The sequence below is a fragment of the Sphingomonas sp. HF-S4 genome (assembly GCF_032911445.1).
Lineage (GTDB): Bacteria > Pseudomonadota > Alphaproteobacteria > Sphingomonadales > Sphingomonadaceae > Sphingomonas > Sphingomonas agrestis.
Map to the genome: position 1 here is coordinate 2,606,096 of NZ_JAWJEJ010000001.1, position 17,528 is coordinate 2,623,623.

Below are 17,528 nucleotides of genomic sequence, written 5' to 3' on the forward strand. Positions count from 1 at the left end.
GATCGGGTGGGAAATGCGAAGAGTTCGGCATCCCTAAAATTATGCTGCAACAACCGGTTGCTCACCGCGTGGTTTGCTCGGCCGGACGCGGGCAGCGCGGCGGTGCGACGAATTCACGCTTCGTTGTAAAGGGCGAATTGCGGCACGGCACCCTGGGCGCCGCGCCCGCCCTGTGAACCTGGCCCGAGATCCCCGCTGGCGCTAGCGCCGGCGACCCCTGGATCGCCGCCATCGCCGCCATCGACCGTGGCGACCGTTACGGTGACACCTTGGCCTGGCCCTGTCCACGTGTAATAGATCGAGACAAATCCGCTGACGCCGCCCGGCCCACCGACGCCGCCGACCCCACCTTGCCCGCCTTTACCCTGCGCCCCCTGGCTGACCGAGTTATTGCATCCCGTAGCGGCCGAGCCGGGCGAACCACCCGCCCCGCCCGGCGCACCCGGGCCGCCTTGGCCGCCCTTCTGGCCGTTACCGCCGCCCAGATACACGGTGAGGGGCTGGGTGAGGATGCCAAGCCTGGCCGGTCCAGCCGGAGAGGGGCGGCCAGGCGCGCCTTGCGTTCCAGTCTTTCCGGTACCGCCATTGTTGCCCGTGGGTCCGTTCGTGGGCTGTGTGTCGCAAACATTCTTGCACGAGCCACCATCGTAATGGGAAGCGCCATTCGTGCCGGTGCCGGTCTGTACCGGTGCTGGATCGCCAACGGCACCGATCGCGGCCGGTTCGGTCCATGGCGCACCGGTGATGTAGATGGCGGCGGGACTGTCCCCCAACGCATCGTCCATCGCCTGAAGCGCCGGGGTGTGGGTAAACATCTGCGCGTTGATGAAGAACTCGGTTTCGATGCGCAGCGATCCGCCGGGGGCGATACTGATATGGCCATAATTCAGCAGAACTGGATCGTCGCCGGTCAGGACATGCGTTGCCCCGGCAGGTATCTCCAGCGTGTCGCCGCTGAACACCACGGCACGACCGGGGAATTTCAGCGCGTTGATGGCTTCAACATAACTCTCAACCTTCGCGGGATCGCCCAAGACATAGGCTTCCGCTGCCTTGGTGATGCGGTCGGCAAGTTCCGCCGAGATCTCCGGTTTGAGTGAAGTTGCCGCGAGGCCTTTGAAGCCGGCGAGTTCGGCGTCGCTGAGCGGTTCGGGATAATGCGGCTCCTGCCCCAATAGCGGCGTGGCAACGGCCGTATCATCATTGCCCACCAGCGCACGCAGTTCCTGGATCGAGCCGACAGCAACTACGTGGGACGGGAAATCCGACTTTCCAGTGCTCGCCATGACCCGGGTCTGCGGCAGAGCCGCAAACTCGTCCGCGCTCAGCTGTGCAGAAAAATCCGCAGCCCCTAGGCCAAAACGCTGGTTGGTAGCTGCAAACCTGTCGTTTTGCTCAGCACTGAGGAATTCCATGACGAGATGCGTCCTCTCTTTTTCGGGCGACTCGGTATCGAATAGAATATATCGACTGGAATGATGTAAACGGCAATCCAAGGCAATATAAAGTAGTTTTCGCCCGTCATAGAACAATTTCGGCGCACCTGGGCGCCGGGTGATCATGTTGCGCAATGACATCAATTGGAGGGCCCGCCTCAAAAGCTTTTCAACGAGTTGGAACCTGCGACTTTGGCAGGTGAGCATTCGGATGCTGCGATATTTGCTAACGCGTGTGCGCCTTTGGGCATCATTGCCGGCCTTCGGTGAGGCGGCGACGCCGAGCGATGCGAATGCGCCTTGTCCACCAGTGCCGCGGCAAAAGCTGGAAGCCCTTTGTCGTATCTGAGCGTTTGATGATTACCGCGGTCCCTGCCCTGTCGCGATCCTGCCTGTCCTCGGTTTGGACGAGGAGGAAACAATAAAGCCGCAGGTGAGGTGACGATATCGGTGCTTGCACCCTTCGCCTTTCGCTCGCGCCATAGCCGCAAACCCCACCATTTCGTGTCAGTGACCGACCCGCTGTCGATTACGCCGGCGCTCGGCGACGTTTCCGGCTGTCTTTCCGGCGCGCCGTCATCACCACCAGGTCATTGATCGGGATCACCAGGACACTATTGCGCCCTGCGTGGGATAGCCGCGCACCCTCACGGGGCGGAGAGTATCGGGCGGGCATTCGCCCCACCGCGCCGCCCAACGCAATATACCGGACCGCGTATATCACCTCATCAGGCAGGTCGTGCGCAGCCGCCCACCTGACAACATGGGCTTGATCGAGCCCGTTTCTCATCGCGCCAATCGCTTTGATAACGTGGAAAATCGCGCGAAATATTGCTGGCGTAAATATCGGTCCGCGTAATGTAATCCTCATCCCAAGTGGACAAACACGGCGAAACGAAAGGCTCTGATATCGATAAAATGGGCTTTCCTATCGGCCTGAGTAATCGCCAACCCGCTAGAATCACGCGGTATATGGAAATAAGATGCAATGACGAATTTGCATTGCCAAGTAACGGATAGATTGCGACAGTTTGGAATGAGGATTCGCGTGACAAATCACCGTTTGCGTATCCGCAATTTTTGCGCTGCCCTGCCTGCGTGAAGCGGCTGCGACAGAATATGCGTAGGACCAGCACGCCGGATTAGGAACATCGTTCTCTAATACATATCTGCAGGGGACTGAAAGGATGGATTTTGCCCAGCTCTCTGCTCATCTGACCACACTGGGCGTGGTGCTAGAGCCTGACGCCGCACGGCGGGCGGCTCTGTATGTAGACTATCTGGATGCAGCCCATCTGTATTTCAATACGACGCTGAATGCGGTGGCGCCGGGCGGGCTTGGCGCGGCATCTTATGCCTTCTGCCAGCCGGCCCTCACCTCATCCAATCTTCTGCAGGAGCTGGCCGAGATCCTGGATTTCTACGCCTGTCCTGCGCTCGATATACGGATGACGGCGGCATTTCAGGTACCACCGGGAAATGGTTATACCTACGCACAATATTTCGACAACGAGATATTCGATGCAGTACCGTTAAATTTCACGAACAATATTAACGCGTTCCGCGCCGCCATCCCAGCCTCCGCCACCGCCATCCAGCAGCTGGCGCAGAACTTCATGGCCAATGTCAAACAGGCCTGCGACCGAATTTATTCCGACCGCTTGGCGCTGCAGAATTTTTACATCGATCTCGACCCGCAACTTACCATTGATACGTTGGCGCGGATCAAATCCACCGGTTCGGATTTCCACAAAGGCGGCAAGCAGGTTCTGATCCTGACGTTCAACATAACGTCGCCAGCTAGGTCAGCCACCCCGAGCAAGCTGAAAACGATCTACAAACCTTCCGACCTTGAGGCGGACTGCCTGATCGTGGGCGACAGCACGGTGATAAACCGTGTGCTACACCCAACGGTGTTCATGGCGAGTTCGCTGGTCGAAATCTATAATGCCCGGCTGGCAACGATTAAGGCCGGCAATCCGAACTTCACCGGCCTGCCGCTCAAGACCTACCGCCTGCTGCCCCGCAACTATCTCTCGGCAGTGCCGGTGGCGAACCCGATGCCGATCCGCGACTGTTACGGGTATATCGAGTATCTCGACAATGACATTTCCGGAACGTCGAGTTCGGTGTTCGGCTATTACCCGTGGGCTAGCAGCGATTATCTGCTTTTCAACTCCGAGAACCAAGCCGAGATCATCCGCGATTTCTACCGCCGCGAGGGCGCGTTTTCGGCGCTCGCCGGGACATTTTCGCTGATGGATATGCATGTCGAGAACATGCGCGTCATGAGACGCGACCCCTATCCGATCGACCTCGAAATTTGTCTGACCACACCGGTGAACGACGTGACCCAGACCCTGCTCCTCGGCGGGTTCGGCGGCATCAACGGGATCACTGTCGAAGGACAGGATTCACTCTGGCGGGTCGCGAACGGCAATGTCGCCGGGGGCGCCTATATGGAGCGAGAGTACCCGACATTCTATTACCAGAATCGCCTGTGGCGCGTTCAGACCGGGGGTCAGCAGCGCACGGTGCCGGTCGACCAGCCGAACCTCATAGAGGGCTTCAACGACGGCATGGCAGTGCTGAGTGCCGCGCAGGCGGCCAATGATTTCAACGGCTGGTTCGCGCGTCTCGCCAATGTCACCGTGCGCTGCCTGCCTTATCCCACGTCTACCTTCAAAAATCTGCTCATCCGGGCCCTGATCACCGGGTTGGATCCGGCCCTGACCTTGCAGCAGGGGATCGACGTCGTCCTCGAACGCTTCATCCGCGACGAATATAATAATTATGCGCAGGGTGCGAACACGGAGCTTCCACGCTTCCTGTCGCTGGCGCTGACGGAAGCGGGGGTCGATTATCTGACCCTCGACATCCCGGTCTTCTACCACCGCATCGGCACCACCGACATCATGAACTCGCGCGGCGCCACGATGGCGATCCCGCAGCAGGTGAGTGTCGCAGGGCCGGGCACTCCGCCGATGCCGGCCACGCGGATGGTGCCCGTGCAGGGCGTGCCCAATGCCGTGCTCAACCGCGCGACCTATTATGCGGCAGCCCCCACGCCTGTGATTCAAGCCAGCCAGGTAACGATATTGGGCGCACCGATGACATCCGCGCCGCGGGCGACGCTGCTGCGCAATTCCATCAATGCTTTTTTCATCGGCGCAAACAGCAACGCCACGGTCCAGCGGATCGTGCCGCGTGTCTGACAGGAGGGTGGGATCTTGAGCACAATCGACGCCATCACCGCGGCGATCGACAAACTGCCCACGACGGGCGGGGTGCTCACGCTGACGCCCGCGGATTTCAATCTCGACTTCATGAACAGCGTGTTCACCCGGCTGCTGGCAACGCAGAGCCTCAGCTTCGCGGGCGTGCAGATTACACCCGGCACAGAGACAATCGTGATTGCCGGCACCGCCACGATATTCGATTATGCGGATCTCGACTGCACGCTGAGCTTTACGGTGGCCGAGGGCAATACGGTAGCGACACTAACCGGGAAATTCGCGACCTCCCGGCAGATCACCCTGCCGCTCCTGACCTGGCTCAAAGCCGGCAATATCAGCATCAGCACCTCGTTCACCGAATCGCTGGAGATCGTCGCCTTAGCCTTCGGCATGGATATTCTGCTGCAGAATGGTGACACCATCCCGATCCTGGTGACGCAGCTGACGGCGGATGTCTGGCGCATCGACATTGCCGAGGGGACCGCGAAAGGGGTGACGGGGGATGATCTCGTCTTCCTGCTCGGCGGCCAGGCGCTGGAGAACTTTCTCCCGCCGGCCCTGACCGGGGAGCTCGCGGGCTTCACGATCAACGGCATGGAGGCCGAGCTCGATACCGCGGCGAAGAGCGTCACCTATTTCAGTACCGGTGTCGCGGTCACCAATGGCTGGGACATCGCGCCGAAAGTCTCGCTGAAGCCGGGGCTGCAGATCGGGCTGACATTGGCGAGCGCGCTCACCTCCGCCCCGCCGAAGAGCGGCAATGGTGCCTCGCCGCAGAGCGGCAACGGCGCGCCGGTCGTATCCAGCAGCCTGACCGTGGTGGGCTCGGTCGCCGCGACCTTCGATATCGCCGGGGTCGAGCTGCCGATCTATCTCGGCGCGAGCAGCGGTGCCACCTCACTGTGGACCTTTGGGCTGCAGCCGGCTCAAATTGTCACCCTGCCCAGCTTCTCGGATCTTCTCTCCCTTGCCGGCGGGGCGGACTTTTTCGCCTCATTGCCAAGCGGGCTGCAAGATATTCCGCAGATCGAGATAGACAAACTCCTCGTCCAGTTCGATCCGGCGACGAAGAATCTCACCTTGCTCAGCTTCGCGCTCCAGACCGGCTCGAGCTGGCCAGTGATCGCCGGTTATTTCGAAATCGAGCAGCTGAGCTTCGCCTTCGACATCACCAACCTGACCCTGCCGGCCAACCGCCAGGTGATCGGCGACATGGGGGCGACGTTCAAGGTGGGGTCCGTGCCGCTGATGGTGCGGCTGCAGAACACCGCCACCGATCAGGATTGGACGATCACCGCGGGACTTGCGCCTGGGGGCGTGCTGAGCCTCACCGACGTTGCGGCACAATTGTTCGAAGGCCAGGCCACGTTGCCGGATGGCGTGCCGGTGGTGGCGTTCAATGTGCTGCAGATTATGGTGAACCCGGCACAGCAGAGTTTCGCCTTCAACGCCGGGTCCAACAGCGAGTGGCAGCTGATCGGCGAGGATCTGGCAATCGAGAGCATCGCGCTCTCCTTCAGCCGAACCAAGACCGAGACCGGCAGCGCGGTAAAGGGTAGTGTCGCCAGTACCCTGCTAATCGCCGGCGTCACGTTGAACCTCTCGGCCTCGCTCAACGACACGCCCAGCGGCGGCTGGCAGTTCTCCGGCACCCAGGACACCGCCCCCATCCCGATCGGTCAGCTGATCCAGGACCTTGCGAATATCTTCGGCGATGTGACGTTGCCGACGATCCTCACCGGGCTGAACATCCATAATCTTTCTGTCGATTTCAATACCAGCACGAAGGATTTCACCTTCTCATGCGTGCTGAAGGATGATGCGGTACCAAATCTTTCGCTCAATATAGACATCTCCATCACGCATAAGACCACGACCGAATACCAGGCCGAATTCAGCGGCACCGCGCATTATGTCTCCGAGGGTATTCAACTCGACTTCACGCTGGATTTCGTCGAAGCGGTTGCCGCCGCGGGCAAGAGCTCGACGACGATCGCAACCTATAATGCCGTTAAGCCTCCGACCCTTTCACAGTTCCTGCAGATGGTCAGCAACGATCTGGAATTCGACGTCGACCTTCCGGGTGCGTTGAACTTCGATGCAGATCTGAAAAGCCTCACGCTGGAGCTGGACAAGAACCTGACCGATCCGTTGAGGATCGAAACCGCGGGGCTGTTCGAGTTGAGTTTTGGCGACAACGACAGCTGGAAATTATATCTTTCGCACACCAACAACAGTTATTTCCAGAACCTCGGAAAGACTACGCGCGCCAGCGGTAAGGATGGCAAGCCGGCCTATGTGCTGGGTGTCGCCCTCAGCGGTGCGCTCGATCTGTCCAACCTGCCGCTCGTCGGCAGCATCCCCGGCGTGGGCGATTTCAGCATCGACAAACTGGGATTCTATTATACCAATGCAGCATTCACCACCGCCAACAACAAGCTGATCTTTGCAGTGGCCGAGCTTGGCACGGATACCAAGCTTGCTCCTGACCCGGCCGCGGCGTTCCTTGATCAGCCCGGCTTCAACCTGCTGGCCTTGTTCGGTAACCAGGTAAACCAGAGCCAGAACCAGACCCCCAATGCCATGCCGCTCGGCACCTCCACAGGAACGCCGCCGCCGAGCACGCCGCCGAGCTTCGCGACCACCCCGGCGGACCCGCGCAAGCCGATCAGCTGGCTTGCTGTGAATAAGACACTGGGGCCGGTATCTCTCGACAAGGTCGGGCTCAGTTTCGCCTCCCCACCCAAGGGGGCGGACGGCCAGCTTGGCACCGTCGGGCTGTATATCGATGGCGGTTTCACCCTGGCCGGGCTATCGCTGATCCTGCAGGGGCTCGGCATCACGTTCCCGCTACCGGTGCCCGGCAAAGCCATCGCCAACCCGCTCGACCAGATCGGTTTCCATCTGCAGGGCCTGTTCCTGGAGTTCAAGGAGCCGGGGCTCGAGATCGCCGGCGGCTTCCTCACGTTGCCCGGCGACGGGGTTAACATGATCGGCGAGTTCATCGTCCAGGCGGGCCCGTTCGGGGTGCAGGGCTATGGCGGGTTCGCCGGCTCCATCAGCGACCCGTCCTTGTTCATCTTCCTGCATCTCGACGCACCGCTCGGCGGCCCGCCGTTCTTCTTCGTCACAGGCGTGTCGGGCGGATTCGGCGTCAACCGCGGTTTCAAGCTGCCGGATATCTCCCAGCTCGCGACCTACCCGCTTCTGCCCGCAGCTCCGGCCATCCCCACGGCCTCAGGGCTCGCCAGTCAGACGAACGAACAAAAGCTTCAGACGATGACCAATTCGTTGCTGGGGCTGGCCGAATATTTCCCGGTGGAGGAAGGCCAATTCTGGTTCGCCATCGGGCTCGATGTCACGTCCTTCGAGATGATCGAGGTCTCGGCCATTCTGTCGATCTCCTTCGGCGTCAACCTGCAGATCGCCGTCATCGGTTCGGCTATCATGACTCTGCCGGTCGAGGTGCCGGACCCGATCGCCTACGTGCAGATCAATTTCGAAGCGGCGTATTCCTCCGAGGATGAGCTGCTGACGGTGATGGGGGTGCTCACCCCGGCCTCCTACGTGCTTGAAGGGCTGGTGCGCATTTCCGGCGGGTTTGCCTTCTGCACATGGCTCGCAGGACCCAATGCGGGCGATTTCGTGCTGACCATCGGCGGCTACAGCTCGGCCTACCCCCCCCCTGCGCACTACCCGCTGGTGCCGCGCATGCAGATGCGGGCCGGCATCGGCATCGTCAACATGGTCGGCGAAGCTTATTTCGCTTTGCTGCCGAATGCGATCATGGCGGGGATCGATGTCCACGTCACCGCCGATCTTGGCCCGATTTCGGCCTGGTTCTATGCCGGGGCCGATTTCTTCATGGGCTGGAAGCCATTCCAATATACGGCCGAAGTCGGGATCGCGATCGGCGCCTCCTTCACCATTGATCTTGGCTTCGTAAAAACCAAGATCACGATCCATGTAGGAGTGATGCTGAGCCTGTGGGGGCCCGCCTTCGGCGGCCAGGCGGTGGTCGATCTCGACATCATCTCCTTCACGATCAAGTTCGGCGCGGGCCAGCAGCCCGCCCCGGCGCTTAGCTGGGAGGACTTCAAGGATTTCCTGCCCAGCGTGGCCGCCCCTGCCGCACCCAGGCTCAAGGCTGCCGCCCTTGCCGACGAGGCTCCGGCGAACGATTCCGCCGACAAGCCGCTGGTGAACCTGACCATCAAGAAAGGGCTGCTGAAGGCCTTTACCGCCGATGACAAGGTCGATGGTCTCGACTGGCTGGTCGATGCCAATCATTTTGAGATCCGCACTGAATCCACCGCCCCCTGCACGGTTGTGAATTACAACGGCGATATACTGCCCAGGGATTATAACTATCTCGAGCCGGGGGATCTGCGCGCCCAGATCGCCGCTCCCGCGCATGAGAGTCAAGAACCGCCTTATTACGTCTACGCCACGCCCGCGGGGGCGACGGCCTGGTTTGATCAAGCCTTCGGCATTCCGCCGATGGAGAAGACCAACGTCAGCATCGTGCACAAGGTTACAATGGTGCAGCTGCCGCTCGCCAGCCCGACTAAGGTGGAAGATGTCATCATCACGCTGACCACCGGTGCGGTACCACCTTCGCTGTGGGGCAACGAACCGGTTTCAGCCAAAGCGGCACCGGATCCGGCCAAGAGCACGATCAATAATGCGCTCATCGGTCTGCAGTTCACGCCGATGATTTGGTTCCCCAGGCGGACCACTTTCATTCCGTATTATTATCTGGTGTTCGACACCAACAACTTGTTTCTCGATCAGGCCACGGCCCCGGTCATCAACCCCGCCCCATTTGCGAACCCGCAGGCGATTTATACCAGCATGCAAAACGGCAGTGCCTTCGCGGCGACCCAGACGCAGCGCGCCGGAATCGTCGCTGCCCTGCAGGCGCTGGGCTTCAGCAATCTCGAGCTGAAAAATGCGGACGCGCTCAGCACTCAGGATTACGTGGACGACCCGATGCTGACCTTCATGAGCTCGACACAGGAAATCAATTTCTCCGGCCAGGTTGGAGCCTGATATGGCAAGCGATGGCACCCCCCGGCCGAGCGACAATCAGCTTTTCGCGAAGAAGGCGTCCTTTATTCAGCACAGCCTGCCGGGGCTCGAGGCCGGTGTGTATGAACTCTCCGTCCAGCAGCAGTTTTTCGACAGCAGCGGCACGCCGATCAATTCCGAGGAGCTGGCCACGCTCACCCGCCGCTTCGGGGTGCAGGGACCGCGCTACTCCCTTCCGGCCAATGTCATCAACGCGGAATATCCACCGCTGGGGACTGCGGGCGGCTATTCCAGCAGTATCGCGCATGTGGTGCTCAACCAGGAAAAGTTGCCCTGGATCCGCACGCCGTATCTGCCGGGCGGCGAGCCGGAGGTGGAGATACGTCACTACACCGCCACCTATGGCGGCACCGCGCATCCGATCACTTATGACGACGATAAAGCGAGTTGGCTCGCGGTCATATTGATCACCACCGGCGATCTCGACGGAGCTGACCCCGCGACGTTGATCACGGCCGGGACCGCGGCCGACCTCGCCCCCGATACGATGCAGATGCAGGGGCCCGGGACGACGACGGTAGCGGGCAAACTGCCGGCCGATCATTACTCGATTTTTTCCTACATGCTGGAACCAGGGCTGGCGCCGAAGGACGGCATCATCGACCCCGGCGTCGGCTATACTTCCGACGAACCGTGCAGCTTTGCAGACATCCCGGCGGCATTGTTCAACAGGATCGCACCCAGCCTCGATGACCTGCAAATGATGGCGCACGTCCGCGCGGTTGAGATGGACAGCAAGCCGATCCAGGATAATGATTCCGTTTCCGCCACCGAGAGCTACGGCATCGTCGTGGGCAACCGCCTGCCGCAGACGACGCCGCCCACGCAGGTACCGCCGGCCGCACAAACCGGCCCTGCGGTGGGCAGAAACCTCGCGTTGCTCGTCTCGCTTGAATCTATGCAGAATGCCCTGCGCGGTTATCCGGCGACGGGCTATTACGCCAAGTCCGTGGTCCCGGCGCCCAGCGGTACGGTGCGCCTGCCCGTGCTCTACCAGTGGGATTTCACCTCCTGGCAGGATACGAGTTTCGACTTCGAGCATATTCTGAAAGGGCTGAACGGGCGCGATGCCAGTGCGCCGAACAGCGGCCCGAAGGTTCCCAACCCGCTCATGCGCCGGCCGGACCCGCCAGCTTATGCCACCCCGAACGATCTGCAGACTATTGCCCAGCAGATGCTGGAACTTGGCTATACGCCGATGAACCAGCTCACACGCGTGCCGGATACGGCGGACACTGACGATCAGGCCATCCAGCTCGTGTCCTGGTATCGCGGCCCGCTCGCCCCGTTTGCGGTGGCAAATACGCTGGAATTTCTCACCGGCAGCGTCAGCGCGCCGCAGGACCAGACGGAGCTGATCTATTCGGCCGATCAGTTGCTGCGCTTCGACCCCAATGTCGGCATGTACGATGTCTCCTATGCCGCGGCCTGGCAGATCGGGCGGCTGGTGGCACTGCAGGATAAAAGCTTCTCGTTGGCGCTCTACCGCTGGAAGAAGAACGCCGACCAAAAATACCGCATGATGCTGGAGGATCAGGTTCTGCAGCAGGATTTCTCGGCGGTGATGGCGCTGTACCGCAGCAACCTGACCGCTGGCGCCAAGGATGTGGCCGACAAGCCGATGCTCAAGGCCGTGATGAATCTCCTGACCAAATCAAACCGGGACTGATGGGCGATCATGCTGAAATCCGAACAACAGCTGAGTGCGTTGGCCGACAGCCTCGCCGCGGACGGCGTACCGACGGATCTCGTCAACTGGCTGATCAAGCTCAAGCTGCTGATCGGCGTGCCGTTCAATTATCTGGTGCCCGACAACAGTTTCCTGCCGGCCGAAACCATCCGCTTCTTCACGCTAGACGCGAACTGGATCAATGCGCTGACTGACGGGGCGCTCAGCATCGGGCGGCATTACAACGGAGCGGATGCCAAGCCTGTGACGCTGTATTCCGAGCAGGCGCATATGCTGCGCGCTCATAACGACCCCAGCATGCGCCTGGGCAACCGCCGCCGTGCGCAACTTGGGCTGGCTGACGACCCCCCCAACACCGCTTTGGCAAGTGCCGTGCGCTCCGGCTTCATGCTGAACTCTGCGGCGGTGAGCGGGTGGAAGAATATGGATGTGGCGGGCTACGCCGCAGGCTCGTCCCCCTTTGATTACGAAAACAACCCGCAGACACCGGCGAGTGCAGTCACGCCGCTCAAAGTCCTGCGGCTGGTCAGGCTTTCGCCTACTGTGCTGTTCGGCATTTTCGAGGGCGAACTGTTCGAGCTGGTGCTGCACCAGCCGCCTGAGGCGATCCACTTTGGCTTTGAAACGATCAACCCCTCCGGCACGCCCAACGGCGTGACCAAGAACCTGCGCGTTCCGACGACGAGCTGGGACGATCCGGACACAAGCTACGATGCCGACACCCATCAGGGGGTGTCGATCGACAATGTCTTCGTCAATCCGGACGACCGCGTGCTGGATATGATGGCGATGAGCAAGGGTCTTGCCGCAGCGCTCGCCGCGATCACGACTAACGGCGCGAACGGGGCGCCCGGCTATTACAGCGCCACACCGGCAGACGCCAATTTCAAGGACCATCTCGTGTCATCTGATTTCGGCCTCGAAATGGTGCACGGCGTTGGTCTTGTCAGCTTCATCAACGAATAGAGGGGGACGCGACACCATGAACATCATCGTCCCCATCCATCTCGAAGCGTTGCGGGTATCGCCCTCTTCGGGCCAGACCGCCAAAACGGCGCTGTATGATTTCACTCTGCTGGGCAGCCAGCCGGGTTCGGCGATGGGCGATCTGATCGCCTCGAACCATTTTCAGACCGCGATGACCAAGCTTGCGGTCGAGCCCGGAATCCATATCCATTGGTCGTTGCCGCGCGCCTATACGCGCGGTGTGCAGGATGAAGCCACCGGTCAGGTACGCTACCCGGTGGTGCCTAACCGCTGGCTGGTCATCCGCTTTCTCGAGGACAACACCAAGACCACCGACAACACCGCCATCCGTCTGTGGGTGCTCGAGAGCGATGCGCACGGCAGCACCTCCGAGAATACCGGCAGCACGACGAAAGTGCCGTGGATGGATGATGCAGCGGCCCTCCAGGGACTCGAGGCGCATTTCTTGGGCAGGCGGATCGACCTGCAGGGCAACTGGGCCGAGCCAGCCAGCGGCATCCGCACCACCGCGGCGTTGGGCGCCGACGAGGTCGGGTTTCTCGGCGAGATGTTCCAGGCCACCTATGGCTATGGCGAGACCTTCACCGCCTACTATCCCAATTGCAACAGTGTGCTGGGGCTGTACGATACGCTGGACGACTATTTTCCCAATCCCACCGTCGGGCTCGAGAACAATGCGGACTTCACCGTCTCTTATGCGGTGATGGGCTGGGTCAACGAGACAAGTGCGGACGAGTGCAACCTCATCCTGAACCAGGCACTCGCCGCCTACCAGAAAATTATCGGGAACAAGCCTGATTTCGCCTCCTATCTGGAGAACGTTTTCAACAAGAACCTCGGCTGGTCCCTCTCTGCCTATGACGGCATCACCGACGCCACGATTCCAGCCACGCAAGGCGTGTTGTCCGGCGTGCTGGCCGATATCGAATGGCAGATCAAATCCCCGGGTGTGGGCAATACCAGCTATCCCTCCGCCCTGCCCAGCACCGCAGGTGTGCAGGTGGCGATCGGTAACAACACGTTCGAAGCGGTGTCAGTCTATATCAACGCCGTGGAAACCGGCGGCGCGCTGGCCAGCAACGACGATGTGACATCGAATGTCGAATGGCTGCTCAATGCGCTGCAGTTCAACCAACTCGCCAAATTATCGGCGGGCGACGTCGGTATTGGCGAGCTTGAACAATATCTGCACGGCACCGCTTTCGCCGCGACCGCTGGCGGCTATACGTGGACGGCGCGGCAAAAACAGGATGCGGCGACTCCCGCCGGCCAGGCCGCCGATAACCAAGCCATATTGCCGCTGTATCTGGCCAAAATCCTGGCCCAGCTCAACACCACGCAAAGGGCACTGGACGCCAAACGCAGCCAGATCGCGGCCCGGCAAAAACAACTATTTTTCGACTGGTCGTACCATATCTCCGAGATCGACACGAATGTCGTAACCGGCACCGGGGCTGTCAGCGACGACGTCACCGGAAATTTCGTGGTCGACGGGCTGCTGCAGTTATTCCCCGCACTGCTGCAGGCCGGCAATTTCATCGAAGCCGGCACGCCCACCGCTCCTTACCAACCGATCGCCGATCCGTTTGCCGTCATGCTGCCATCGACCTTCCCCAACGAGGGCGCTTCCGAACTAGGCAGCTACAACTTCAATACGGCGGCAAACGCGCCGGCCGCTGCGTTTGCCGGTATGCTGTTGCAGTTGGGCACGGGGCTCGATGCCCTGGCCGACGGCGATCTCACATTGGCCGACGGCAACCTCGCCAAGGCTGCGACCTTGCTGCAGCTGGCAGCAACGGGCGGGGCCAATGCCGGTAGCTACATCGCCTCGGCCCAGGTGCTGCTGTCCGAAGTTAAAACCGCGCTGCAGGCGGCCCAGGCGGCACTTGCCGCACTCTCCACCGAAAATGGTCTGGCCGCGCAGAAGGCACAGCTCGATGCCGCGCATACCAAGCTCGCGGGATTCATCGACCCCACCAGCGGCGTATTCGCCACCGCCCTGAAATACACCGCCGATCCGGGCAAGGCGCCGCTTCCGCCGGGGCAGAGCTATGCAGGTGCTATCCTGAAGCCCTTCGGCGCGCTGATGAGCTGGGGAAGCGCCGTGGGGCCGTTTCCGGGCATGAAGGCGCAGATGGATAGTTTCAGCGGGCAGAACGGCCAGGCCCAGAACCTGCTCGATATCCAGGCGGCCGCCCTGTACCTCGGCTTTGCGCATTTCTACGTGCATTCGCAATATGCGTTCAAAGCCGCCTCGGCTTATTACCTCCAAATGGCCGAGCAGGAGGTCAGCAACGCCGTAGCCGCCGCCGCCCAGGCCAGCCAGGCGCTGGGGGCCGCCGTCACGGCTCTGGCGGGCGCGGATATCACGGCGCTGATCGCGGGGCTGCAAACCATCCTCGACACCGTACTGCCGCAGATCGACGCCGACCTGACCCAACCAACCCCCGACGTGGCGGCCGCACTCGAGGAAATTGCATTGCTGCTGGGCCATTCCGGCACCGCGAATGATCCCAACCTGCCGGCCTTCGAGGCCACGGCGCGCGGGGCGAACTGGCAGGCAATCCGCCAGGGCATTGCCGATGCCAGCATCCTCGTGACCGCTCGCCTGCCGCTGGCGCAGCAGGCCGCGATATTGAACCAGTTCCTCTACGAGAGGATCAGCGACGGCTACGAGCTGACGACAACGCCTGCGGATCCCTTCGCCCTGCCCTCCGAGCCGGTAATGGTGTTTGCCGAGGACGCGGACGACGGGCTGCTCGCCCCGACAGGGCGCAATGGCGCCGCCTCCATCGTGCCCTGCCGCCTGGCGGGAGAAATCGTCACCCCCGCAAGCGAGATCACCTATCCCCCGGTGATCAGTGGGTTGGCGGGAGCGCTGGACACGGGCATTCCCGAATTGAGCGGCACCTTGCAGGCCCTGGCCCAGGAGTCTTTCCTGTTGACGCCGGAATTGTCGAACGTGGTTTCGGCCGCGGCACTGGAGGCGGCGGCGGCGGAAAATCAGACGCTGCATTACAATAATTTCCAGGAAGTGGTGCTCGCCTCGGCTCCCGCCGGGTTGAACGGCAAGCTGCCTTACTACATCGCCTATAACTGGCGCGCAGGAGAGGATCCGTTCCTGCCCTTGTTCATCTGGTGGGAGACGGATTACCGCCTGTCGAAGGCGTTCCAGCCCGACACCGAAACCTACCCCAGCGATTTCCTCAGTCAGTTCCAGCTCGGCCAGTACGAGGTCGAGCTGCAACCGCAGGCCGCAGCGATGAGCAACTTCACCCCTGGCGGCACCACGGCGAACTCCTTCACCTTCCGCGGGCTGATTCCGTTGTCCTCGGCCTCAACGACCAGCCTGTGCAGCCAGATTCAGAGCTATTGCCTCACCTATCTCGCCTACGATCCGGGCGGTGGGCCGCCGGTACAGGGTGCGCCGGATTTTGCCGAGAAGCAGAATTTCTACAATGCCTATCAAGACTACCGCACCCGTAACATCCTGAGCCAGGGGCTGAGCGGCTTCAATGCAGGGTTGGTACAGCGCGCGCAGGAACTGCAGATCCCCATCAACATCCCCGCGACCTGGACCGGCGAGGACCAACGCAATTTTGCGCTCTCGGACTTCTGGCCGACTTCCTTTCTGCACAACCAGTCGGCCGGCTGGCCGGTAACCTGGAGCGATGAGGGGCCGAACTTCAATGCCTATCAGCCGGGGGCAAGCCGGGTATTTTTCAACCCACTGCGCGCCGGCTTCATGCAGATGACGCAGATCACGCTGGTGGACGCCTTCGGTCGCTTCGTCGATCTGCCCACGCCGAACCCGGCCCAGACCCCGGCCAGCTTCATCTCCGAGAACATGACGGCGGCCCAGCCGGCGCCGGATACGCATTACACGTATCTCGCCCCCCGACTGGTGCAGCCCTCGCGTCTGAATTTCGACTGGGTCGCGGCTGCTACACGCAGCGGCATCGGCAGTTTCACCGAGCCCGGCAGCCTGCCGGCGGCGTCGCCCATCTGCGGCTGGCTGTGGCCCAATCACCTCGATGATTCGCTGATGCTGTACGACGGCACAGGCCGACCCATGGGCTCGCTTCGTACCCGGGGGACGGTGCTGCACTGGTTCCCGGTGCCGGGAGAGACCACAGTGCCCGGGGCGGACAATCGCAGCGAGATGCTCGCCTATTTCGCCTCGAATGTGGTCAATCCGGTCTTCCAGGATTTCGTTTCAGATTTCCTCTACACCGACGACAGCCCCGCCACCGACACGAAATTCCAGTCCTTTCTGGAGGTTCTGCGCAAGTCGCAGCAATTCATCGTCACTGCAGCGATGCAGCAGGACCAGGCGCTCGGCGTGCTCATCGGCCAGCCCCTGGTTATCGTCCAGGCTGAAATAGGCCTCGAACAGCAGGGCACGCCCTATGTCGGGCTCAACGCGCAGACGTACCCGCAATGGAATGAATACGGTCCTAGCTTCACCGTCACTGCGGATGCCTACATCCCGTATGATTTCGGCAATTTCAACCAGGCCGGTCTGTCGGCGGTGGACGTTCCGGTACGTGTCGGCATGGCAGAAATTCAGCGCAAATCCGGCGACAAAATTCCTTATTTCGACGATGGCGTAGCCGGCTACTTCCTCGATGGCACCTGGCAGACGCTGTATACGCCGGTGGCCATGGCGGACACTCCCGGCATCACCTCGGTTGCGGTGGCGGGTAACGACCCATTGATACTCACCCCGAACGGCACAGCGCGCATGCTGACAATGGTGCTGGATCCGCGCGCGACCGCACACGCCACCACCGGAATTCTGCCGGTCAAGGCCCTGGCCATCCCGCCCGAGCAATTCGCCGCAATGCTGGACCGGCTTGAAATCACTTTCCTAACCGCGCCGCTGCTTGTGGCGAACAACCCGCCCGCTATGCCGCTACCGGCGGAAAATGGGTTCGGGTGGTCCTGGGTCCAGATCGGCGCCAACGGCTCCGAGGAAGCCGTGCTCACCCCGGCACAGGGCGTTACGGCCGCTACCTTCCCGCAAACTCCGCAAATGCTGGTCGATGGCTGGCTCAAACTTCACAAGAATATGTAGTTGGGACCGGA

The 17,528-nt window shown here is 61.3% G+C and carries 6 protein-coding genes; 5 read left to right on the forward strand and 1 reads right to left on the reverse strand.

The window, feature by feature from the left end; genetic code table 11:
• Positions 1-113 precede the first annotated feature (113 nt).
• Positions 114-1,562 (reverse strand): hypothetical protein, encoded by a 1,449-nt coding sequence (locus RZN05_RS11845; protein ID WP_317226812.1) that lies wholly within the window; start codon positions 1,560-1,562, stop codon positions 114-116.
• A gap of 1,061 nt (positions 1,563-2,623) precedes the next feature.
• On the opposite strand from RZN05_RS11845, the gene RZN05_RS11850 reads away from it, so the two are divergent.
• The 5 genes from RZN05_RS11850 to RZN05_RS11870 are packed head-to-tail and all read left to right on the forward strand — an operon-like array spanning position 2,624 to position 17,517.
• Positions 2,624-4,651: a DUF4135 domain-containing protein gene (locus RZN05_RS11850; protein ID WP_317226813.1), complete on the forward strand. Its 2,028-nt coding sequence runs from the start codon at positions 2,624-2,626 to the stop codon at positions 4,649-4,651.
• A 15-nt stretch (positions 4,652-4,666) separates the two neighbouring features.
• A complete protein-coding gene (locus RZN05_RS11855) occupies positions 4,667-9,724 on the forward strand; it encodes a DUF6603 domain-containing protein (RefSeq protein WP_317226814.1) in 5,058 nt (1,685 codons plus the stop codon).
• A 1-nt stretch (position 9,725) separates the two neighbouring features.
• Positions 9,726-11,432 (forward strand): hypothetical protein, encoded by a 1,707-nt coding sequence (locus RZN05_RS11860; protein WP_317226815.1) that lies wholly within the window; start codon positions 9,726-9,728, stop codon positions 11,430-11,432.
• A gap of 9 nt (positions 11,433-11,441) precedes the next feature.
• Positions 11,442-12,419: a hypothetical protein gene (locus tag RZN05_RS11865; protein ID WP_317226816.1), complete on the forward strand. Its 978-nt coding sequence runs from the start codon at positions 11,442-11,444 to the stop codon at positions 12,417-12,419.
• 16 nt (positions 12,420-12,435) lie between these two features.
• Positions 12,436-17,517 carry a hypothetical protein gene (locus tag RZN05_RS11870; RefSeq protein WP_317226817.1) on the forward strand — a complete coding sequence of 1,694 codons (5,082 nt, stop codon included), beginning with the start codon at positions 12,436-12,438 and terminating at the stop codon, positions 17,515-17,517.
• Positions 17,518-17,528: the final 11 nt, after the last annotated feature.

Excerpts from the sequence above, each read along its gene's own strand:
- RZN05_RS11850 (WP_317226813.1), top strand. The coding sequence starts at position 2,624 with ATGGATTTTGCCCAGCTCTCTGCTCATCTGACCACACTGGGCGTGGTG.
- RZN05_RS11865 (WP_317226816.1), top strand. The coding sequence starts at position 11,442 with ATGCTGAAATCCGAACAACAGCTGAGTGCGTTGGCCGACAGCCTCGCC.
- RZN05_RS11860 (WP_317226815.1), top strand. The coding sequence starts at position 9,726 with ATGGCAAGCGATGGCACCCCCCGGCCGAGCGACAATCAGCTTTTCGCG.
- RZN05_RS11845 (WP_317226812.1), bottom strand. The coding sequence starts at position 1,562 with ATGATCACCCGGCGCCCAGGTGCGCCGAAATTGTTCTATGACGGGCGA.
- RZN05_RS11870 (WP_317226817.1), top strand. The coding sequence starts at position 12,436 with ATGAACATCATCGTCCCCATCCATCTCGAAGCGTTGCGGGTATCGCCC.